This window comes from Pseudomonas fluorescens (assembly GCF_041354075.1).
Lineage (GTDB): Bacteria > Pseudomonadota > Gammaproteobacteria > Pseudomonadales > Pseudomonadaceae > Aquipseudomonas > Aquipseudomonas fluorescens_CE.
The window spans coordinates 1-21740 of sequence record NZ_JARZGC010000032.1 but is presented as its reverse complement, the minus strand read 5'-3'; the positions used below and the strand labels follow the sequence as shown (position 1 = coordinate 21740).

Sequence of the window (21740 nt, the reverse complement as noted above, 5' to 3'; positions counted from 1 at the left end):
ATGGAACGCATCTACATCGGCATGGGCAGCAACCTGGCTGACCCAGCCGAACAATTGCGCAGCGCGCTCGACTCGCTGGCGCACTTGCCCCAGACGGCGCTGGTCGGGGTTTCCGCGTTTTACCAAAGCGATTCGCTGCTGCCCGGGCAACCGCGTTACACCAATGCGGTGGCCGCCCTCGACAGCGCACTGGCACCGCTGGCACTGCTCGATGCACTGCAAGCCATCGAAAATGGCCAGGGCCGCGAGCGCCTGGAGCGCTGGGGCCCGCGCACACTGGATCTGGATATCCTGCTGTTCGGCGACCGGCTGATCGACGAACCGCGCCTCAAAGTGCCCCACTACCACATGCAGGAACGCGCCTTCGTCCTGTATCCGCTCGCCGAACTGGCGCCAGCGGACATGCGCTTCGCAGACGGCCGTCGCCTGAGCGAACTGCTCGCTGCCTGCCCGTTCGTCGGGCTGGAACGCCTGCCGCAACACTGAATAGCCACCTGTAGGAGCGAGCACGCTCGCGATAGCGGTGGGTCATTCAGTATATGTGTGCCTGAAACACCGCTATCACGAGCGTGCTCGCTCCTACAGGGAATGCCGTGACCCCAAGCCCCTCTGCTGCTGAATCGCATCAGTCCCCATCGGTAACACCCCTGTCGTAACAATGCGGTAACACACGTAATTGACTTCCCGAGTTCTCCTCACGACTATAGGCGTCCCGCTGCCGCCAACACGGCGTTAAAGGGCGCAATCCAGGCCTTAAAAGCACGACAACAGACCGTGCGCCTGTATTTATCGAAGAATCACGCGCGTTACTCGCAGTAGTTTCCATAGCGCCTGAATGAGGAACCTTTCATGCCAGCCATCACCCTGACCACGCTGCAAGGTCTGAAGCAAAAAGGTGAAAAAATCACCATGCTGACCTGCTATGACGCAACCTTCGCCCATGCCTGCAATGAGGCCGGTGTCGAAGTGCTGCTGGTGGGCGACTCCCTCGGCATGGTTCTGCAAGGTCACGACAGCACTCTGCCGGTGACCACTGCCGACATGGCTTACCACGTCGCAGCCGTCAAACGCGGCAACACCGACGCGTTGATTCTCGCCGACCTGCCTTTCATGGCCTATGCCACCCTCGAACAAACCATGATCAACAGTGCCGCGCTGATGCAGGCGGGTGCGCACATGGTCAAGGTCGAAGGTGCGCTGTGGCTGGCGGACTCGATCCGCCTGCTCGCCGAGCGTGGCATCCCCGTCTGCGCGCACCTTGGGCTGACGCCCCAGGCCGTGAACATCCTCGGCGGTTACAAGGTCCAGGGTCGTAACGAGAACCAGGCACGGCAGATGCGCGCCGATGCCATTGCCCTGGAGCAGGCCGGTGCCGCCATGCTGTTGCTGGAGTGCGTACCGAGCGAACTGGCCCAGGAAATTACCCAGGCAGTGGGCATCCCGGTGATCGGCATCGGTGCGGGCAACGGCACCGACGGCCAGGTACTGGTGCTGCACGACATGCTCGGTCTGTCGATCACTGGCCGCGTGCCCAAGTTCGTGAAGAACTTCATGCACGGCCAAACCAGCATTCAGGCGGCGCTCGGCGCTTATGTCGCCGAGGTCAAGGCGACGACTTTCCCTGGCATCGAACACGGATTCTCTGCATGAACACCGTAAAAACCCTGCGCGAACTGCGTGCCGCCGTGGCTCGCGCCCGTGGCGAAGGCAAGCGCATCGCCTTCGTACCCACCATGGGCAACCTGCACAGTGGCCATGTCGCCCTGATTGCCAAAGCCTCGCAACGGGCGGATTTCGTGGTCGCGAGCATTTTCGTCAACCCGCTGCAATTCGGCGCCGGCGAAGACCTCGACAAGTACCCACGGACCCTGGCGGCGGATCAGGAAAAGCTGCACGAAGCCGGCTGCCACCTGCTGTTCGCTCCGACCGTTGAAGAAATGTACCCCGACGGCATGGCCAGCCAGACCCGCGTCAGCGTTCCACAACTGTCCGAAGGCCTGTGTGGTGCGAGCCGCCCGGGACATTTCGAAGGTGTGGCAACGGTGGTCAGCAAGTTGTTCAACATGGTCCAGCCGGACCTGGCGATCTTCGGTCAGAAGGATTTCCAGCAACTGGCGGTCATCCGCGCCCTGGTGCACGACCTGAACATGCCGATCCAGATCATCGGCGAGCCGACCGTACGCGCCGACGATGGCCTGGCGCTGTCGTCACGCAATGGTTTTCTCAATGAGGAGCAGCGGGCCGTGGCCCCGGTGGTCTATCGCACGCTGTCTTCGATTGCCGAGAGCATCAGGCAGGGCGAACGCGATTATCCGGCGCTGATCGCCGCGCAACGGCAGCAACTCGAAGCCGCCGGCCTGCGCACCGACTACCTGGAAATCCGCCAGGCGCTGACCTTGCGTCCCGCCACGGCACAGGATCGCGACCTGGTGATCCTGGTGGCAGCGTTCCTCGGCACCACGCGGTTGATCGATAACCTGCATCTGGATCTCGACGCTTCCGTCTGAACACCACATCCATACCTGTAGGAGCGAGCATGCTCGCGATGGTCGTCAGCGATGACGTGGGATGCCTGATACCCCGCGGCGTGCTTGAGTCCATCGCGAGCATGCTCGCTGCTACAGGGAAATCATACGACCCGGGGAAACCACTCATGCACGCCATCATGCTCAAGGCCAAGCTGCATCGCGCCGAAGTCACCCATGCTGTTCTCGATTACGAAGGTTCCTGCGCCATCGACGGCGAATGGCTGGACCTGTCCGGCATCCGTGAGTACGAACAGATCCAGATCTACAACGTCGACAATGGCGAACGCTTCACCACCTACGCGATTCGCGGTGAAGAAGGTTCGCGGATGATTTCGGAAAACGGCGCTGCGGCGCACAAGGCCAAGGTCGGCGATCGCGTGATCATCTGCGCCTATGCCCACTACAGCGAAGCCGAGCTGCTCAACTTCAAGCCGCGTATGCTCTACATGGCGCCGGGTAACGAGTTGAGCCACACCAGCAACGCCATCCCGGTTCAGGTTGCCTGATCGCATCGCCTTCCCGTTTGTCGGACCGTTCCCTGCCCCATGTACAAAAAAGTACCGGGAACGGGTCAGACAAAGTCAAGACAGATTGCAGCGCGAGGTTTACTGTATTCGCCCTGTGCCATGAAATCGTGTCGACGCAGTTGCCCGGACGCCCACCCGCAGCGCTCCGGGATTTTTAGTGTTCAAAAGGCCGTTCAAGTAAAAAGGAAACCCGCAGCGATGGCGTACTACCGCACTCCTCACGACGTGACCACCCTGCCCGCCTGGCAGGCGTTGAAAGATCACCGCCAAGCCATGCAGGATTTCAGCATGCGCGAGGCCTTTAATGCCGACCCGCAGCGTTTTACTCAATTCACCCTCAGCAGCTGCGGGCTGTTTCTCGACTACTCGAAGAACCTGATCAACGCCGAAACTCGCAACCTGCTGGTGGGTCTGGCCAACGAAGTCGACCTGCAAGGCGCGATCAAGGCGCTGTTCGAAGGCGAAATCGTCAACTCGTCCGAAGGACGTCCGGCCCTGCACACCGCGCTGCGTCGCCCGGTCGGCGACAAGCTGTCGGTCAACGGCGTCAACGTGATGCCCGAAGTGCACAAGGTGTTGAACCAGATTACCGACCTGGTGGGCCGCATCCACGACGGCCTGTGGCGCGGTTACACCGAAAAGCCGATCACCGACGTGGTCAACATCGGCATCGGTGGCTCGTTCCTCGGCCCTGAGCTGGTGTCCGAAGCGCTGCTGTCCTACGCGCAAAAAGGCGTGCGCTGCCACTACCTGGCGAACATCGACGGCAGTGAGTTCCACGAACTGGCCCTGAAACTGCGCGCCGAGACCACGCTGTTCATCGTCTCGTCGAAGTCCTTCAACACCCTCGAAACCCTGAAGAATGCCCAGGCCGCGCGCGCCTGGTACCTGGCGCAGGGCGGTTCGGAAGCCGAGCTGTACCGTCACTTCATTGCCGTTTCCAGCAACAACGCGGCTGCCGTCGCCTTCGGCATCCGCGAAGAAAACATCTTCCCGATGTGGGACTGGGTCGGCGGGCGCTACTCGCTGTGGTCGGCCATCGGCCTGCCGATCGCCCTGGCCATCGGCATGTCGAACTTCAAGGAGCTGCTGTCCGGTGCCTACACCATGGACCAGCATTTCCAGAGCGCACCGTTCGAACAGAACATGCCGGTGCTGCTGGCCCTCCTCGGTGTCTGGTACGGCAACTTCTGGGGCGCGCAAAGCCATGCGATCCTGCCGTACGACCACTACCTGCGTAACATCACCAAACACTTGCAACAACTGGACATGGAGTCCAACGGCAAGAGCGTGCGCCAGGACGGCACGTCGGTGTCCACCGACACCGGTCCGGTGATCTGGGGCGGCGTCGGCTGCAACGGTCAGCACGCGTATCACCAGTTGCTGCACCAGGGCACCCAACTGATCCCGGCCGACTTCATCGTGCCGATCGTCAGCTTCAACCCGGTGGCCGACCACCACCAATGGCTGTACGCCAACTGCCTGTCGCAAAGCCAGGCGCTGATGCTGGGCAAAACCCGCGCCGAGGCCGAGGCCGAGCTACGGGACAAGGGCATGGCCGAAGCCGAGGTGCAGAAACTGGCGCCGCACAAGGTGATTCCGGGCAACCGTCCGAGCAACACCCTGGTGGTCGAGCGCATCAGCCCACGCCGCCTGGGCGCGCTGGTGGCGATGTATGAACACAAGGTCTTCGTGCAAAGCGTGGTCTGGGGCATCAACGCCTTCGACCAGTGGGGCGTGGAGCTGGGCAAGGAACTGGGCAAGGGCGTCTACAACCGCCTGGTCGGCAGCGAAGAGACGCCGGCTGAAGATGCGTCGACCCAAGGGCTGATCAATTACTTCCGCGGTCGTCACCGCGGCTGATACCCAGCTGCGCCGCTATTCCTGCGGGAGCGGGCTTGCTCGCGAATGCGTCATGTCAGTCGACGAATATATCGATTGATCTACCGCAATCGCGGGCAAGTCCGCTCCCACAGTGTTTTGAGGCGGGCCCAAAATTTCGGGGTTCGGGTTGAACCCTTGCGCCACTCGGCGCATCTTTATTCCTGTCGCAAAACAAGAATAAGGAACCGTCATGTTCGATATCAGCACGTTCCCCAAAGCCGATGCTGTCCGCCGGGCTGCACAGTTGAGTCAGGACGACTACCAACGCCTGTACCGCCAATCCATCGAACACCCCAGCGAGTTCTGGGCCGAGCAAGCCAAGCGTTTTCTCGACTGGAGCAAACCCTGGGACACCGTGCAGCGCTACAACCTGAAAACCGGTGAAGCCAGCTGGTTCGCGGGCGGCCGGTTGAATGTCAGTTACAACTGTATCGACCGCCACCTGGAAAAACGCGGCGATCAGGTCGCCCTCATCTGGGAAGGCGACGACCCCGCCGAATCCGCCCAGATCACCTACAAGAAGCTTCACCACCACGTCTGCCGCCTCGCCAACGTGCTCAAAAGCCGTGGCGTGAAAAAAGGCGACCGCGTGTGCATCTACATGCCGATGATCCCCGAAGCGGCCTACGCGATGCTCGCCTGCACGCGCATCGGCGCGGTGCACTCAGTGGTGTTTGGCGGCTTCTCCCCCGATTCGGTGCGCGACCGCATTCTCGACGCCGACTGCCGCACCGTGATCACCGCCGATGAAGGCGTGCGTGGCGGCAAGTACGTCGCCCTCAAGGAGAAGGTCGACAAGGCGCTGTTGAGCTGCCCGAATGTCAGCACGGTGATCGTCGTCGAGCGCACCCAGGGCCAGGTGAACTGGGTCGAGGGCCGTGACCTCTGGTATCACCAGGCGCTGCGTGACGTCAGCGACGAGTGCCCGCCCGAACCGATGGACGCCGAAGACCCGCTGTTCATCCTCTACACCTCGGGCAGCACCGGCAAACCCAAGGGCGTGCTGCACACCACCGGCGGTTACCTGCTGCAAGCGGCCATGACCTTCAAGTACGTGCTCGACTACCGCGACGAGGAAGTGTTCTGGTGCACCGCCGACGTCGGCTGGGTCACCGGCCACAGTTACATCGTCTACGGACCGCTGGCCAACGGCGCGACCACGCTGATCTTCGAAGGCGTGCCGAGCTACCCGAACAGCTCGCGCTTCTGGCAGGTCATCGACAAACACAAGGTGAACATTTTCTACACCGCCCCGACCGCCCTGCGCTCGCTGATGCGCGAAGGCGCCGAGCCCTTGAAGGAAACGTCGCGGGCGAGCCTCAGATTACTCGGCAGTGTCGGTGAGCCGATCAACCCGGAAGCCTGGGAATGGTACTTCAACGCGGTCGGCGAACAGCGCTGCCCGATCGTCGACACCTGGTGGCAGACCGAAACCGGCGGCATCATGCTCAGCCCGCTGGTCAGCGCCCAACGGATCAAACCCGGCTGCGCCACGCAACCGATGTTTGGCGTGCAACCGGTGCTGCTGGACGAAGTCGGCAAGGAAATCAAAGGCGCCGGCAGCGGCGTGCTGGCAATCAAATCCAGCTGGCCGGCGCAGATCCGCAGCGTGTACGGCGATCCGCAGCGCATGGTCGACACCTACTTCAAACCCTACCCCGGCTACTACTTCACCGGCGACGGCGCGCGCCGCGACGAGGACGGCGACTACTGGATCACCGGACGCATCGATGACGTGATCAACGTCTCCGGCCACCGCATCGGCACCGCCGAGGTGGAAAGCGCCCTGGTGCTGCACGACAACATCGCGGAGGCTGCGGTGGTCGGTTACCCCCACGATGTCAAAGGCCAGGGCATCTACGCCTTCGTCACGCCCATGAACGGCACCCAACCCAGCGACGAGCTGAAAAAAGAGCTGCTGGCCCACGTCAGTCAGGAGATCGGCAGCTTCGCCAAGCCGGACCTGATCCAGTGGGCGCCGGCCTTGCCGAAGACCCGTTCGGGCAAGATCATGCGGCGAATCCTGCGCAAGATCGCCTGCAACGAACTCGACAGCCTGGGTGACACCTCGACCCTGGCCGATCCGAGCGTGGTGCAGGAGCTGGTTGATAAGCGTTTGAATCAGTGAAAAGCATCGTCGGAATGCCGCCTAGAGCAGGCGCGCTCCCACAGGGGATCTGTGACGTTCACACATCACCTGTGGGAGCGCGCCTGCTCGCGATTGCCTCACCGCGCAATAGCGCCAAACTGTTAAACTCCCGCGCCTGAATTCTTCCTGCAAGGCGCACCGCATGTCTTCCTTGAACCAGGCGCTGCGCGCCGCCCTCGATCGTCGCCAGGACCTGCTGGCCGAACTGCATCAGCAGGGCACCGACTGCTATCGCCTGTTCCATGGCAGCCAGGAAGGCGCCGGCGGCCTGACCATCGACCGCTACGGCCCGCAATTGCTGGTGCAGAGTTTCCACCAGACACTGGAACGCGAGGCGCTGCTGGAAGTCCACCAGACGATCAATCACCATCTGGGGCTCGACACCCTGCTGGTCTACAACGACCGCTCCCGGGGCAACTCGCGGATCGACCGTGAAGACCCGGTGTACCGCGCCGACGAGGCCGCGCTGCAGGACCTGGTCGGTCACGAGTGGGGCCTGAACTACCGGGTTCGCGGCCGTCATGCCGGCCAGGACCCGTTGCTGTTCCTCGACCTGCGCAACACCCGTGGCTGGGTCAAGGATCACAGCCAGAACAAAAGCGTGCTGAACCTGTTCGCCTACACCTGCGGCGTCGGCCTGAGCGCGGCGGCCGGCGGCGCACGCGAGGTGTGCAACCTGGACTTCGCCGAGGGCAACCTCGCCGTGGGCCGCGAAAATGGCCTGCTCAACCCGCAACTGCCGGCGATGCAATTCATCCAGTCCGATTACTTCCCGGCGATCCGCCAACTGGCCGGCCTGCCCATCAGCCAGCGTCGCGGGCAGAAACTGCCCAGCTATCAGCGTCTGGAACAGCGCCAGTACGATCTGGTGTTGCTCGACCCACCGGCCTGGGCCAAGAGTGCATTCGGCACCGTCGACCTGCTGCGTGACTACCAAAGCCTGCTCAAGCCTGCGTTGCTGACCACCGCCGACGATGGCGTGCTGATCTGCTGCAACAACCTGGCGAAAGTCAGCATGGACGACTGGCGCGAACAGGTATTGCGTTGTGCCGAGAAAGCCGGGCGCCCGGTGCGCGAATGGACCGTGATGAAGCCGGGCGGCGATTTCCCCTCGATGGACCAGCAGCCACCGCTGAAAACCCTGATCCTGCAGCTCTGAGCTCGTCGGACAAATCTGAAAGTGCGGGACAGCTCATTTACTTCGGAACCGGAAACGCGTGCCATACTCCAAGGCACTCCGATTCAGACAGATGAAGCTGCACATGCCCAAAGGATTGATTCGCGCTATCGGCGCCCTGTTGACCGCCCTGGCCCTCTACAGCCTGCTGGGGTTTCTGATTCTGCCGGGCATTGCCTTGCGCGTGGCCAATCAACAACTGGCCAACTACGCGACCACACCTGCCACGCTGCAGCGCATCGAACTCAACCCGTTCAGCCTTGAAGTCACCCTGTGGGGCCTGAGCATTGGCGAACCGGGCAAGGAACAGGTCGGCTTCGAGCGCCTGTACGCCAACCTGCAACTCGACAGCCTGTGGACCAAGGCGCTGCATCTGGCCGACGTCGAACTGGACAAACCCAAGACCGAAATCCTCTTCGACAAGGACGGCAAGCTCAACCTGCTCGGCCTGTTCAAGGTGCCGGCCAGCGAGCCCACCCCGGCCGACCCTGAGGCCAAGCCCTTCCCGCTGCGCATCGAGCGCATCAACCTGGCCGGCGGCAACGTGCATTTCCTCGACGAACGCCCCAGCGAACCGATCGAATTCCTCTACGACGCACTCGACTTCGAGCTGAAAAACCTCAGCACCCTGCCCGAAGACAGCGCCGACATGACCCTGGTAGCCGCCGGTCCCAATGGCGGGCAGATCGACTGGACGGGCAATTTCAGCCTCACCCCGATCGCGTCCGAGGGCAAGCTGAAGATCACCGACGGCAAGATGAAAGCCTTCTGGCCCTACGTGCGCGATGCAGTGCCGTTGGTACTCGAAGACGGGGTTGTGAGCCTGAGCACCGACTACAAGCTCAACCTGGCCAAGGAAACCGAGCTGCTGCTGAGCAACGTCGCGGTCAGCGTCGCGCCGTTTGCCATCAAGGCCCCGGACGGTCGGCCGCTGGCGAAACTCGAGCGGCTGGAGGTGACTGACACCACCGTGGACCTGGCCAGACAGCAGGTGGTGGTGGGCAAGATCCGCAGCCAGAAACTGGAAACCTGGGCAGCGCTGGAGGCCGACGGCCAACTCGACTGGCAAAAACTGTTCGCCAGCCAACCGTCCAAAGAGGCCGCCAAAGCCAAGGCCGAACCGGCCAGCACACCCGCAGCCGCCGACTCGCCGAAAGAGCCCGTGGCCGCGAGCAAACCCTGGCAGGTCCTGCTCAAGGATGTGCAACTGCGCGATTACCAGGTGCACCTGGCAGACCGCAAGGCACAACCCGCTGTCACCCTGGACCTGAACCCGCTGAACCTGGACCTGCAGAATTTCGACAGTCTCAACGGCTCGCCCTTTACCCTCAAGCTCGATACGGGCGTGGGCAAGCAAGGCCGGATCACGGCCGACGGCGAGGTCAATCTGGCGCCGGTCAGTGCCCAGTTGAAGGTGCAGACCAAGGACATCGACCTGCGAGTCGCCCAGTCCTATATCAACCCGTTCATTCGCCTCGAATTGCGCAGCGGCATGCTCGGCAGTGATCTGGCGGTCAACCTGAAAAGCACCGAGCCGTTGGCGCTCAGCGTCACCGGGCGTGCGCAGATCGATCAGCTGCACACCCTCGACACCCTGAAGACCCGCGATTTCCTCAAGTGGCAGCAAGTGGTGGTCGAGGGCCTGAACTATCAGCACGGCGACAGCCTGTCGATCGACAAGGTCAACCTGCTCCAGCCCTACGTGCGCTTCATGATCAACGACGACCGCACCACCAACGTCGATGACCTGTTGATCCCGCAGCCGCCCGACACCGGCGCCAAACCCGCCGCCAAAACAGCGGGCAAGGACAAACCGCTGGGCATCCACATCGGCGGCATTGCCATCAACGACGGCTCGGCCAACTTCGCCGACTTCAGCCTGACCCCCAACTTCGCCACGGCAGTGCAACAGCTCAACGGTCAGATCGGCACCATCGACAGCCGCCAGGCAAAACCGGCGACCGTGGACGTCAAGGGCAAGGTCGATCGCTACGCACCCGTAACCATCAAGGGCTCGGTCAACCCGTTCGACCCGATGGCCGCCCTCGACATCGCCACCAGTTTCAAGCGTGTGGAACTGACCACCCTGACACCCTATTCCGGCAAGTTCGCCGGCTACCGGATCCGCAAGGGCCGGCTCAATCTCGACCTGCATTACCTGATCACCAAGGGCCAGCTCAAGGCGGAAAACAAGGTGGTGGTCGAGCAACTGCAACTGGGTGAAAAAGTCGACAGCCCGGATGCGGTCAGCCTGCCGTTGAAACTGGCGATTGCCCTGCTCAAGGACGTCGACGGCAAGATTTCCATCGAGCTGCCGGTGACCGGCGACCTGAACAACCCGCAGTTCAGCGTCATGCCGATTGTCTGGCAGACCTTGCGCAACCTGATCGTCAAGGCCGCTGCCGCACCGTTCAAGCTGATTGGCGGGTTGGTCAGCGGGGGTGGCTCCGAGGACCTGGGCACGGTGTCGTTCGCGCCGGGCTCCAGTGACCTGGGCAAGGACGCCGAGGGCTCGCTGATCAAGCTGTCCCAGGCCCTGAAGGAACGCCCTGCCCTGCGCCTGGAAATCGAGGGCACCGCCGCTGCCAGCAGCGATGGCCCGCTGATCGCCGAGCAACGCCTGGAGCGCGAATACCAGTACAACTACTACAAGATGCTTCAACGTCGTGGCGACAAGGTGCCGGCACAGGCTTCCTTGCTGCAAGTCCCGGACGGCGAGAAAGGGCCGTTGCTGGAAGGCATCTACCGCACCCGCCTGAAAACCCAACCACCGGCTGAGTGGAAAGACCTGGGCAAGGAAGAACGCACGGCGCGGATGCGCGCCGACGTGATCAAGTTCTGGAGTGCCAGCGACGTGCTGCTGCGCCAACTGGGCCAGGACCGCGCCAGCAGCATCAAGGATTACCTGGTGGACAAGGGCCAACTGGCCGACGACCGCGTGTATTTCATCGACGCCAGCCTCGGCGAGGCGGAAAGTGACGGCCGGGTCGTGACACCCCTGCACCTGGATGCCGAATGATGATCAGGTATTGGCTGATCGGTCTGACCCTGGCGATGGCTGCGTCCCACGCCAGCGCCGCCGACACCCTGCGCTGCGGCAGCCAATTGGTCAGCGTCGGGGACCGCGCGGGTGAGGTGCTGCAGAAATGCGGCGAACCCGTGAGCCGCGACCTGCTGGGTTACAAACGCAGCGCCAACCGTCGAGAAGAGTTTCAGGTCGAAGAATGGACCTATGGGCCCAATGGCGGGATGTACCAGTATCTGCGGTTCGAAGGCAACCGGCTGCGGCAGATCACCAGCAAGCGGGGTAATTGACGCATTCCCCCTGTAGGACTGGACTTGTCCTGGGCGGCGTTCCGACGATGGACGTCAACGATGACGCTGCTTGCCTGACACCCAGCGGTGCCTTGCAGTCCATCGCGAGCATGCTCGCTCCTACAGGGAGGGCGTTGTTCAGGCTGAAATAGAACAGGCCCCGAGCACGAATGCGCGGGGCCTGTAATGGCCACTTCCGTGTGGCCGTCGCATGAACTCAAAATAACGGTAGACGTATAACTCGGCCCGGCTACCGCTTCTTCTCCCGGTTCAGGCGAGAAGCCTTGCCTTACTCGGCTTTCAGGCCGTCAGCGGAGACCGCTTTAACGCCTTTGATTTTCTTGGCAATAGCCACGGCCACGTCTTTCTGCGATTCGGTCACAGCGGTAGTGGACGACAGGGAAACCACGCCTTTGTTGGTTTCAACCTTGATATCGGTGCCTGGAATGCCTTTCTCGGTGACCAGGTCGGCTTTGACTTTGGTGGTGATCCAGGTATCGGAGGTCGCTTCCTTGGCTTCAGTCATTTCACCGGCAGCCAGCACCATTGGCGCTTGGGTAGCCTGAGCAGCGAATGCAGCGTTGGCCATGGTGAGGGTCAGCGCGGTAGCAGTGGCAGCAGCGATAGCGAACTTCTTCATACGAGTAACTCCTGTTTTTCTGGAAAAGTCTGCTGGGTGTCATGTCAGCAGGGTTACTGGGTATGTTGCGAACGCTGTGCCAAGTTTGAGACAGACAATAAATCGTTATAAATCATACAGTTAAGAAAACGAGCAATTTTCGAAATCATGCAAAATGCATGAGTTTGATTTTTTCTACATGCAAGTTGCGGATTTGGGCGTGGGCCTAAGGCCATGAATTTGCGAACCTTTTACTCTCACGCGGGAAAAAAGGTAAAAAAACCGCCTCTTTCGAGGCGGGCTTGGTATTACGTCAAGATCAACCGTTCGGGCAGCCTACAGGCGCATATTCGGCAGCTGCGGTGGTAGTGCAGGACCAACCGCTGGCAGGGTCACGAACCATTGTGATTGTCGCAGTGGATACGACAGATGGTGCCCCCTTGAGCGTGCAGACCATCCCAGGCTTAGGCGTCGTAACGACGCTAAAGGTACAGTGCTGCGAGTTGGCGCTTGCGCCTATATCCGATGTGGAGGGTGATGACGTACCCGTATTGAGTTTATCCTCATAATTGACCTTCAGAGCCGCCAACTCCCCTACCCCCGCAGTCACCTTCGCCCGCGCTTGGTACTTGGAGTACGCCGGAATCGCAAACGTCGCCAGGATCCCGATGATCGCCACCACGATCAGCAGCTCGATAAGGGTAAAGCCTTTCTGATTATTCATAGACACGCTCCATGCATGAGTCGGAATCTCATGATCTGAACAAGGCCGAGCACGGCCCGTGCCAAGACGCTGCGGCCCAATTGATTGGGCACCGAAGCCGCGTGAGCCCAGGAGCGCCACCCAAGGCCCGCACTTTCTGACACTTTTTGTCACTTCAACGCCACGGGTTTGGCTCGATCCCTTGACTAGGCTATAAGTCATGAACTGCCTGCGTCCGGTATTCCCATGAATGACATCGCTCTAAGCGGCCTGGCCAAACAACTGGTCCTGGCCGAACTGCTCACTGAAAAAAGCGCGCAACAGGCGTCTCAACAAGCTCAACGCCAGAAGCTCTCGCTGGTCAGCTATCTGGTGCAAAACAAGCTCGCCAGAAGCCGCCAGGTGGCCGAAATTGCTTCGGAGCATTTCGGCATGGCGTTGCTGGACCTGCACCATCTGGACAAGGAGTCGCAACCCAAGGGCCTGGTCAGCGAAAAACTGGTTCGCCAGCACCACGCCCTGCCGCTGTGGCGGCGCGGCAACAAACTGTACGTCGGTGTTTCCGACCCGACCAACCACCAGGCCATCAACGACATCCAGTTCAGCACCGGGCTGACCACCGAAGCCATTCTGGTCGAAGACGACAAACTCAGCGACGCCATCGAGAAGTTCTTCGACAGCCACGCCACCGGCCTGGAGGACATGCCTGACATCGACCTCGATGGCGTGGACATCGAGTCGATCGATGACACTCGACAGGACGGCATCGTCGGCCAGGATGCCGACGACGCGCCGGTGGTGCGCTTCGTTCACAAGATGTTGCTCGACGCCATCAGGGGCGGCTCATCCGACCTGCACTTCGAGCCCTACGAAAAGACCTACCGCGTGCGGGTGCGCACCGACGGCATGCTGCGCGAAGTCGCCAAGCCGCCGATCCAGCTGGCCAACCGCATTGCCGCGCGCCTGAAGGTCATGGCCAGTCTCGACATCTCCGAACGACGCAGACCCCAGGACGGGCGGATCAAGATGCGCCTGTCCAAGAGCAAGTCCATCGACTTCCGGGTCAACACCCTGCCGACCCTGTGGGGCGAGAAGGTGGTGATCCGGATTCTCGATCCGTCCAGCGCGCAGATGGGTATCGACGCCCTCGGCTACGAGCCCGAGCAGAAAGACCTGTACATGGAGGCGTTGAAGCAACCGCAAGGAATGATCCTGGTCACCGGCCCCACCGGCTCGGGCAAGACCGTCTCGCTCTACACCGGGCTGAACATCCTCAATACCGTGGACATCAACATTTCCACGGCCGAGGACCCGGTGGAGATCAACATGGAAGGCATCAACCAGGTCAACGTCAATGCCAAGCAGGGCATGGGCTTTCCCCAGGCGCTGCGTTCATTCCTGCGCCAGGACCCGGACGTGATCATGGTCGGCGAGATCCGCGACCTGGAAACTGCCGAGATCGCCATCAAGGCCGCCCAGACCGGCCACCTGGTGCTCTCGACCCTGCACACCAACAGCGCGGCAGAAACCCTGACCCGTCTGCACAACATGGGCATCCACGGCTTCAATATCGCCACCTCGGTCAGCCTGATCATCGCCCAGCGCCTGGCGCGCAAGCTGTGTACCCATTGCAGGAAACCGCTGGATATTCCCCGCGAGGTGTTGCTCCGGGAGGGGTTCCCCGAGGAACGCATCGGCCAGTTCACGATCTATGAGCCGGTCGGTTGCGATCATTGCAATGGCGGCTACAAGGGGCGCGTGGGGATCTATGAAGTGGTGAAGAACACAGCGGATCTGCAGCGACTGATCATGGCCGAAGGCAACTCGCTGGAAATCGATACCCAGATGCGCAAGGACGGCTTCAACGACCTGCGTACCTCAGGGCTGATCAAGGCCATGCAGGGCATCACCAGCCTTGAAGAAATCAACCGGGTCACCAAGGACTGAACATGGCGGTCAAGGCAGCGAAAATCAACGTGTACGCCTGGGAAGGCACCGACCGCAAAGGCACGAAGATGACCGGCGAGCTCAGCGGTCAGAACCCGGCGCTGATCAAGGCGCAACTGCGCAAACAAGGTATCAACCCTGGCAAGGTGCGCAAGAAGTCCGCTTCTCTGCTCAACTTTGGAAAACGCATCAAGGCCCAGGACATCGCCCTGTTCACCCGGCAGATGGCGACGATGATGAAAGCCGGGGTGCCGCTGCTGCAGTCATTCGACATCATCGGTGAAGGTTTCGACAACCCGGCCATGCGCAAGCTGGTGGACGAGGTGAAACAGGAGGTGGCGGCCGGCAACAGCTTTGCCGCTGCGCTGCGCAAGAAGCCGGAGTATTTCGACGAGCTCTATTGCAACCTGGTGGACGCCGGTGAGCAGGCCGGTGCGCTGGACACCCTGCTGGAGCGGGTCGCGACCTACAAGGAAAAGAGTGAAAGCCTCAAGGCCAAGATCAAGAAAGCCCTGACCTACCCGACCGCCGTGGTGTTGGTCGCGATCATCGTCACCGGCATTCTGCTGGTCAAGGTGGTGCCGCAGTTCGAATCCGTCTTCAAGAACTTCGGCGCGGAACTGCCGGCCTTCACGGTGATGGTCATCGGCCTGTCCAAAATCCTGCAGGAATGGTGGTGGGTCGCCCTGGGCCTGATGATCGCCGCATTCTTTGGTGTGCGCCATGCCTCGAAAACCTCCCAGGCCTTTCGCGACACCGTCGACACCTGGCTGCTGAAACTGCCGCTGATTGGCACCTTGCTCTACAAGTCCGCCGTGGCCCGTTATGCGCGCACGTTATCGACCACTTTCGCCGCCGGCGTGCCGCTGGTCGAAGCGCTGGATTCGGTGGCCGGTGCCACGGGCAACGTGGTGTTCAAGCGTGCCGTGCTGCGGATCAAGCAGGACGTGTCGACGGGGATGCAGCTGAATTTTTCCATGCGCACAACCGGCGTCTTCCCCAACATGGCGATCCAGATGACCGCCATTGGCGAAGAATCCGGCGCCCTGGACGACATGCTCGACAAGGTCGCCAGTTTTTACGAGGCCGAGGTCGACAATATGGTCGACAACCTCACCAGCCTGATGGAGCCGTTCATCATGGTGGTGCTGGGTGTTGTCGTCGGCGGCCTGGTGGTGGCAATGTACCTGCCCATTTTCCAACTCGGTGCAGCGATCTGACATGCCGTGGGATGAACTCCTGATCCTCCACCCGCTGACATTTGTCGTCATCGCACTGGTCCTCGGCCTGCTGGTCGGCAGTTTCCTCAACGTGGTGGTCTGGCGGCTGCCGAAAATGCTCGCCCGCGAGTGGCGCCAGCAGGCCCATGAAATCCTCGGCCTGCCGGAAGAAACGCCCCAGCCGACCTACAACCTGTTGTTGCCGCATTCCCATTGCCCGCACTGCGACCATCGAATTCGCGCCTGGGAAAACATTCCGCTGCTCAGCTACCTGTGCTTGCGTGGGCGCTGCTCGCAATGCGCGGCGCCGATCAGCAAACGCTACCCGTTGACCGAACTGGCCTGTGGCCTGCTGTCGGCCTTCATTGCCTGGCATTTGGGTTTCGGCTGGCCGGCGGTGCTGGTGCTGGTGTTGAGCTGGGGCCTGCTGGCCATGAGCCTGATCGACGCCGAGCATCAATTGTTGCCCGACGTTCTGGTGCTGCCCTTGTTGTGGCTGGGGCTGATCGTCAACAGCTTCGAGCTGTTCGTGCCGTTGCACGACGCGCTGTGGGGCGCCATCGCCGGCTACATGGCGCTGTGGACGGTATTCTGGCTGTTCAAGCTGATCACCGGCAAGGACGGCATGGGCCACGGTGATTTCAAGTTGCTGGCCATGCTGGGGGCCTGGGGCGGATGGCAGATCCTGCCGCTGACGATCCTGTTGTCGTCGCTGGTCGGGGCCGTGATCGGGGTGATTTTTCTGAAGCTGCGCGATGCCAGACACTCGACGCCGCTGCCCTTTGGCCCCTATCTGGCAATTGCCGGCTGGATTGCCTTGCTCTGGGGTGGTCAAATAACCGACTTCTATTGGCAGTTTGTCGGTTTGAAATGAATACCCCTGCACAAAAACCCTGGATTCTCGGCCTTACCGGCGGCATCGGCAGCGGCAAAAGCGCGGCAGCCCAGCACTTCATCGACCTGGGCATTCATGTGGTCGATGCCGATCACGCGGCGCGCTGGGTCGTGGAGCCAGGTCGTCCGGCGCTGGCGCGGATCGTCGAACACTTTGGCCCCGGCGTGTTGCAGGCCGACGGCCAACTGGATCGCGCGGCACTGCGCAAGCTGATCTTCGAAGACCCGCAAAAGCGACGCTGGCTCGAAGCGCTGCTGCATCCATTGATCGCCGGGGAGATCGTCGAGCATCTGGGCCAGGCACAATCGCCTTACGCGATTCTGGTGTCGCCGTTGCTGATCGAATCGGGGCAATACACCATGACCCAGCGCGTGCTGGTGATCGATGCGCCCGAGCAGCTACAGATCGAGCGCACCCTGCAGCGCGACCAGACCAGCGAGCAGCAGGTCCAGGCGATCCTCAAGGCGCAATCGAGCCGTCAGGATCGCCTGAGCCACGCCGACGATGTGGTGGTCAACGACCGCGACCTCGCCTGGCTGCACAGCGAGGTCGAGCGCCTGCATCACTTTTACTTAACCTTGCGTGGAGGCCAGTCATGAGCCCAATCCCGACCGTCGATTGCCCAACCTGCGGCGCCCCTGTCGAATGGAGCCCCGAGAGCACTTTCCGGCCTTTCTGTTCGGATCGCTGCAAACTGATCGACCTGGGCGCCTGGGCATCGGAGGAACACAAGATTCCGGTGAGCCCGGACGCCGAAGACGATCTGTTCAGCGAAGACTTCGAACCGCGTCACTGAGGACCACGTTCAGGGCCGCATGAATCCGTAGTCCTGACCTTCATCGAGGTTTTCGGCGAGAAACTGCAACTCATCGGCCAGGTCCTCGACACTGCGCACCGCCCTGCTCTGCTGCACCACCGCACTGAGCAGGGCGCGCAGGCTCAGCCCCGGATCAAACCCGACTTCCTGCGCTGCATCCAGACTGTGGCGCAGTTCCTGCCTTGCCCATTCGTAGACACTCATTTCGATGCTCCTGAAAGGTTTTTCCGAGCATGAATTCGTCTGGTTTTTTTGCATTTGATGTGGATCAAGATTTCGGGTCGTCATCCTTCCAGGGCGCCGAAAGGTAGCGGGTGCGGTTGAAGGTCTCCAGCCATTCGGGGCAAAACACCACCAGCGCACTGACCACCATGCCGTTGATGAAGGCCTCCGGAAAGATGATCAACCACAGGTAGCCGACAAAGTCTTCCAGCCAGTAAGGCATGGCGAACAGGCCGTCATACCACAGCAGCCAGAGGGCCAGGAGCAGACACAGCAACGCCGACAACGCTGCGGCAAAAAAACCGGAAACGAAGATGTAGACGAAGAGATTTCGCGGCTGGGCGCGCTCCACCAGAATCGCGCAGCACTCGGTGACCAGGACGGGCAACGCGATCAACAAGGCGCCGTTGACCCCGACGGCGGCGAGGTCCTGGCGCCCGAGCAGCACCAGGCCGGCTTGCGCGACCAGGCCACCGACGATTGCCAGGGGCCAGTCCAGCAACAGGGTCACAGCGGTCATGCCGAGAAAGTGATAGGACACGCCGGTATCGAAATCCCGTCGTACCAGCCACAACATGAACAGCGCGAACACCGTGCCGAACAGCAGATGCTGGCGCCGGCTGTCGGTGAACAACTCGACCCAGGGCGTGCGCCAGACCGCCCACGCAATCACGGGCAGGTAGACCAGCCAGCCGACCAGCAGGGTTTGCTGTGAGAGCACTTGCGCGCCAATCATCGCCCGGTTGTCTCACGTCCCGCTGGCACACAGCCTGGCGGTACCAACGACCAATCGTTCACCTTCGACCCCTTGTTCGTTCGCCTATGCACAATGGCCATCAGTCTACACCGCCTGCCCGGTGACCACCTTTACCGGTAAACGCTTTCAGCTTGTCGCATTTGAACGCTAAGCTTGGGCCTATGGATGACTCCGACTACTTACGCCTGCTGACCATCGCGGCCGAGCAAGCCAACGCGTTCCTGTCCAATGCCCGCAAATGGGAGCGTGAGCGTTGGGTCTGCCAACGCCTGCTGCAAGGGCTGAACATTCCTTACCGGGTCGACGAATTCGCCCCTGCCGGGGAACCGCCGGACGTGCTGTTTCGCGAGGCCAATTTCGAAGTGTTCTTTGTCCTCGACGAGGGGCGGCGTCTCAACGACGAATGGCGCGATGAGCTGCAACGGCGGCGCAGCGCGTTTTCACTCAGTTCACTGGTGCGTCGCGAGGCCAAGCCCAAACGCATTCCGGCCAACGAGTTTCTGCTCAGACTGGCGCCGACCTTGCGCAAGAAGGCCCACAACTACAAGGAGCGCGGCATGGACCTGGGTGAGCTGGACATCATTGCGTTCGCCAGCCTCAAGCGCGAAGTGCTCGACCTCAACAGCCATTTCCCACCGCCCACCGAATACCTGCGCCAGGGCTGGCGCTCTTTGTCACTGGTGGGACCCACCTTCGCCCGCGTGCTGTTTGCCCACCCGGATGCGCCGGACTTCCTGCGCGGCAACCTGGGCCGCAGCATCCTGTTCGATGTCGGGATCAGCCTGTGAGCCCGCTGCAGGAATTGATCGCCGAGGTGCCGCAGTCGGGCCGCGTGCGCTGGATCGGCGTACGCCCGGACCGGCATGCGCCGATGATCGAGCTGGACGCAGTGGAGGCTCGCCTGGAAGCCGGCCTGACCGGTGATCGCGCTCGCCCCGGTGTGCGCAATGCGCGCCAGGTGACGCTGATCCAGTGGGAGCACCTGGCCGTCATCAGCGCGCTGATGGGCCGCGCCGATGACCAGCCGGTATTGCCGCAGGACCTGCGGCGCAACATCGTCGTCAGCGGCATCAACCTGTTCAGTCTCAAGGGCCGACGCTTCAGGATCGGTCAGGCCATCTTCGAAACCACCGGCTGGTGCCAGCCCTGTGCGCGTCTGCAGGACAACCTCGGCCCGGGCACCTTCCAGGCTGTTCGCGGGCATGGTGGAATCACCGCGCGGGTGATCCAGAGCGGCATCATTCGCCTGGACGACAGGATCAGCGTCGAGCCTCTCACCGATAGCGGCTATGCTCCGTTCATACTGGATAAAAGCCGTGTGTAACGTCTTCCCATTCCGCAACGTCTATCCCTGACGAGGCCCGATATGACCAGCCGCCTGAACCCCGACGACCAAAAGCATGTCGAAGAGTACCTGCAGTTGTCCCAGCACCGAGTCGAGCGCCGGCCCTTTCGGCCGTGGATGCTCCTGGTGATGGTGCTGGCGGTGACCATCAGCCTGGGCCTGTTGAGCCGATTCATCAGTTACCTGACGCTATGAGCTGCCTGGCGCTCGCGCGGATAACTGCACCGATTTCCTTTAGCCTTGCGAGTTATCCCCATGTCCCATCGTATTGTCATTGTCGGCGGCGGCGCCGGCGGTCTGGAGTTGGCTACCCGTCTGGGTAAGACTCTGGGCAAGCGCGGCACGGCCAGCGTGATGCTGGTCGACGCGAACCTGACCCACATCTGGAAACCGCTGTTGCATGAAGTGGCGGCCGGCTCCCTGAACTCCTCCGAAGACGAACTGAACTACGTTGCCCAGGCAAAATGGAACCACTTCGAGTTCCAGCTGGGGCGCATGAGCGGGCTCGATCGCAGCCTGAAGAAAATCCAGCTGGCGGCGACCTACGACGAAGCCGGCCTGGAATTGGTGCCGGCACGCGAAGTGCCTTATGACACCCTGGTGATTGCGGTCGGCAGTACCACCAACGATTTCGGCACCCAGGGTGCGGCCCAGCATTGCCTGTTCCTCGACACCCGCAAACAGGCCGAGCGCTTCCACCAGCAGTTGCTCAACCATTACCTGCGCGCTCACGCCGGGCAAACCGATGCGGTGCAACAGATCAGCGTGGCCATCGTCGGTGCCGGCGCCACCGGCGTGGAACTGGCGGCCGAACTGCACAACGCGGCCCATGAACTGGCGGCCTACGGGCTGGACCGGATCAAGCCGGAAAACATGCACATCACCCTGATCGAAGCCGGGCCACGGGTGCTGCCCGCCCTGCCGGAACGCATCAGCGGGCCTGTGCATAAAACCCTCGAGAAACTCGGCGTCAACGTCATGACCAACGCAGCGGTCAGCGAGGTCACCGCCGACAGCCTGATCACCGCCGATGGCAATGTGATCAATGCCGGCCTCAAGGTCTGGGCCGCCGGGATTCGCGCACCGGTTTTCCTCAAGGACATCGACGGCCTGGAAACCAACCGCATCAACCAGTTGCAGGTGCTGCCGACCCTGCAGACCACCCGTGACGAAAACATCTTCGCCTTCGGTGACTGCGCGGCCTGTCCACAACCGGGCACCGACCGCAACGTGCCGCCGCGCGCGCAGGCGGCGCATCAGCAGGCTTCGCTGCTGGCCAAATCGCTGAAGCTGCGCATCGAAGGCAAGTCACTGCCTGAGTACAAGTACACCGACTACGGCTCGCTGATCTCGCTGTCGCGTTTTTCGGCTGTGGGTAACTTGATGGGCAACCTCACCGGCAGCGTGATGCTCGAAGGCTGGCTGGCGCGGATGTTCTATATCTCGCTGTACCGCATGCACCAGATGGCGCTGTACGGGATGTTCCGCACGGCGATGCTGATGCTGGGCAGCAAGATCGGTCGCGGAACCGAGCCGCGCCTGAAGCTGCACTGATCAAACACCGGCCTGTGGGAGCGGGCTTGCTCGCGAATGCGGTGGATCAGTCAACATCCGCGTTGACTGATCCACCGCATT

22 protein-coding genes are annotated in these 21740 nt (G+C 61.7%); 18 read left to right on the top strand and 4 right to left on the bottom strand.

Features of this window, described 5'->3' with window-relative positions; genetic code table 11:
- The 9 genes from folK (at position 1) to QIW53_RS25715 (ending at position 11580) form a co-directional block, all read left to right on the top strand.
- The gene (gene folK, locus QIW53_RS25755) at positions 1–486 is read left to right on the top strand and encodes a 2-amino-4-hydroxy-6-hydroxymethyldihydropteridine diphosphokinase (RefSeq protein ID WP_371052395.1); all 486 of its coding nucleotides are present in this window, start codon (positions 1–3) and stop codon (positions 484–486) included.
- A 363-nt stretch (positions 487–849) separates the two neighbouring features.
- Positions 850–1650, top strand: a complete 801-nt coding sequence (gene panB, locus QIW53_RS25750) for a 3-methyl-2-oxobutanoate hydroxymethyltransferase (RefSeq protein WP_371052394.1) — start codon at positions 850–852, stop codon at positions 1648–1650.
- Complete coding sequence (gene panC, locus QIW53_RS25745; protein WP_371052393.1) at positions 1647–2507, top strand: pantoate--beta-alanine ligase; 861 nt, start codon at positions 1647–1649, stop codon at positions 2505–2507. The genes panB and panC overlap by 4 nt, the downstream gene beginning before the upstream one ends.
- A gap of 146 nt (positions 2508–2653) precedes the next feature.
- On the top strand, positions 2654–3034 hold the full coding sequence (panD, locus tag QIW53_RS25740; protein WP_371052392.1) for an aspartate 1-decarboxylase: 381 nt from the start codon (positions 2654–2656) through the stop codon (positions 3032–3034).
- Between the two features lie 219 nt (positions 3035–3253).
- Positions 3254–4918, top strand: a complete 1665-nt coding sequence (gene pgi / locus QIW53_RS25735; RefSeq protein ID WP_371052391.1) for a glucose-6-phosphate isomerase — start codon at positions 3254–3256, stop codon at positions 4916–4918.
- A 211-nt stretch (positions 4919–5129) separates the two neighbouring features.
- Positions 5130–7067, top strand: coding sequence for an acetate--CoA ligase (gene acs, locus QIW53_RS25730; protein WP_371052390.1), 1938 nt, complete (start codon positions 5130–5132; stop codon positions 7065–7067).
- A 163-nt stretch (positions 7068–7230) separates the two neighbouring features.
- Positions 7231–8247 carry a class I SAM-dependent rRNA methyltransferase gene (locus QIW53_RS25725; RefSeq protein ID WP_371052389.1) on the top strand — a complete coding sequence of 339 codons (1017 nt, stop codon included), beginning with the start codon at positions 7231–7233 and terminating at the stop codon, positions 8245–8247.
- 91 nt (positions 8248–8338) lie between these two features.
- Complete coding sequence (locus QIW53_RS25720; protein ID WP_371052388.1) at positions 8339–11284, top strand: DUF748 domain-containing protein; 2946 nt, start codon at positions 8339–8341, stop codon at positions 11282–11284.
- Positions 11284–11580, top strand: a complete 297-nt coding sequence (locus QIW53_RS25715; protein WP_371052420.1) for a DUF2845 domain-containing protein — start codon at positions 11284–11286, stop codon at positions 11578–11580. Before QIW53_RS25720 ends, QIW53_RS25715 begins: the two co-directional genes overlap by 1 nt.
- A gap of 289 nt (positions 11581–11869) precedes the next feature.
- Here QIW53_RS25715 and QIW53_RS25710 read toward each other — a convergent pair whose 3' ends face one another.
- Together QIW53_RS25710 and QIW53_RS25705 are read right to left on the bottom strand one after the other, a co-directional pair.
- Positions 11870–12220, bottom strand: coding sequence for a BON domain-containing protein (locus QIW53_RS25710; protein WP_201194845.1), 351 nt, complete (start codon positions 12218–12220; stop codon positions 11870–11872).
- A gap of 298 nt (positions 12221–12518) precedes the next feature.
- The gene (locus QIW53_RS25705; protein ID WP_371052387.1) at positions 12519–12923 is read right to left on the bottom strand and encodes a pilin; all 405 of its coding nucleotides are present in this window, start codon (positions 12921–12923) and stop codon (positions 12519–12521) included.
- Positions 12924–13148: 225 nt separating this feature from the next.
- On the opposite strand from QIW53_RS25705, the gene pilB reads away from it, so the two are divergent.
- The 5 genes from pilB to yacG are packed head-to-tail and all read left to right on the top strand — an operon-like array spanning position 13149 to position 17760.
- Positions 13149–14849 (top strand): type IV-A pilus assembly ATPase PilB, encoded by a 1701-nt coding sequence (pilB, locus tag QIW53_RS25700; protein WP_371052386.1) that lies wholly within the window; start codon positions 13149–13151, stop codon positions 14847–14849.
- 2 nt (positions 14850–14851) lie between these two features.
- Positions 14852–16069 (top strand): type II secretion system F family protein, encoded by a 1218-nt coding sequence (locus tag QIW53_RS25695; RefSeq protein ID WP_371052385.1) that lies wholly within the window; start codon positions 14852–14854, stop codon positions 16067–16069.
- A 1-nt stretch (position 16070) separates the two neighbouring features.
- Entirely contained in the window at positions 16071–16943 is an 873-nt protein-coding gene (locus QIW53_RS25690) for a prepilin peptidase (protein ID WP_371052384.1), read from the top strand.
- Positions 16940–17563, top strand: a complete 624-nt coding sequence (gene coaE, locus QIW53_RS25685) for a dephospho-CoA kinase (protein WP_371052383.1) — start codon at positions 16940–16942, stop codon at positions 17561–17563. The genes QIW53_RS25690 and coaE overlap by 4 nt, the downstream gene beginning before the upstream one ends.
- Positions 17560–17760 carry a DNA gyrase inhibitor YacG gene (yacG, locus tag QIW53_RS25680; RefSeq protein ID WP_192308969.1) on the top strand — a complete coding sequence of 67 codons (201 nt, stop codon included), beginning with the start codon at positions 17560–17562 and terminating at the stop codon, positions 17758–17760. Before coaE ends, yacG begins: the two co-directional genes overlap by 4 nt.
- A gap of 9 nt (positions 17761–17769) precedes the next feature.
- Here the strand turns inward: yacG and QIW53_RS25675 are convergent, their stop codons facing one another.
- Both QIW53_RS25675 and QIW53_RS25670 read right to left on the bottom strand, forming a co-directional pair.
- Positions 17770–17985, bottom strand: a complete 216-nt coding sequence (locus QIW53_RS25675; RefSeq protein WP_371052382.1) for a hypothetical protein — start codon at positions 17983–17985, stop codon at positions 17770–17772.
- 64 nt (positions 17986–18049) lie between these two features.
- Positions 18050–18739, bottom strand: a complete 690-nt coding sequence (locus tag QIW53_RS25670) for an energy-coupling factor ABC transporter permease (RefSeq protein ID WP_371052381.1) — start codon at positions 18737–18739, stop codon at positions 18050–18052.
- A 182-nt stretch (positions 18740–18921) separates the two neighbouring features.
- Here QIW53_RS25670 and QIW53_RS25665 point away from each other — a divergent pair, with 182 nt between their 5' ends.
- From QIW53_RS25665 to QIW53_RS25650, 4 genes are read left to right on the top strand one after another with little or no spacing between them, the layout of a single operon-like run.
- Positions 18922–19548 carry a DUF1780 domain-containing protein gene (locus tag QIW53_RS25665; RefSeq protein ID WP_371052380.1) on the top strand — a complete coding sequence of 209 codons (627 nt, stop codon included), beginning with the start codon at positions 18922–18924 and terminating at the stop codon, positions 19546–19548.
- Positions 19545–20084, top strand: a complete 540-nt coding sequence (locus tag QIW53_RS25660; protein ID WP_371052379.1) for an MOSC domain-containing protein — start codon at positions 19545–19547, stop codon at positions 20082–20084. Before QIW53_RS25665 ends, QIW53_RS25660 begins: the two co-directional genes overlap by 4 nt.
- Positions 20085–20126: 42 nt before the next feature.
- Positions 20127–20300: a DUF3094 family protein gene (locus QIW53_RS25655; RefSeq protein WP_371052378.1), complete on the top strand. Its 174-nt coding sequence runs from the start codon at positions 20127–20129 to the stop codon at positions 20298–20300.
- A 60-nt stretch (positions 20301–20360) separates the two neighbouring features.
- Positions 20361–21659 (top strand): NAD(P)/FAD-dependent oxidoreductase, encoded by a 1299-nt coding sequence (locus tag QIW53_RS25650; RefSeq protein WP_371052376.1) that lies wholly within the window; start codon positions 20361–20363, stop codon positions 21657–21659.
- The last annotated feature ends 81 nt before the right edge of the window (positions 21660–21740 follow it).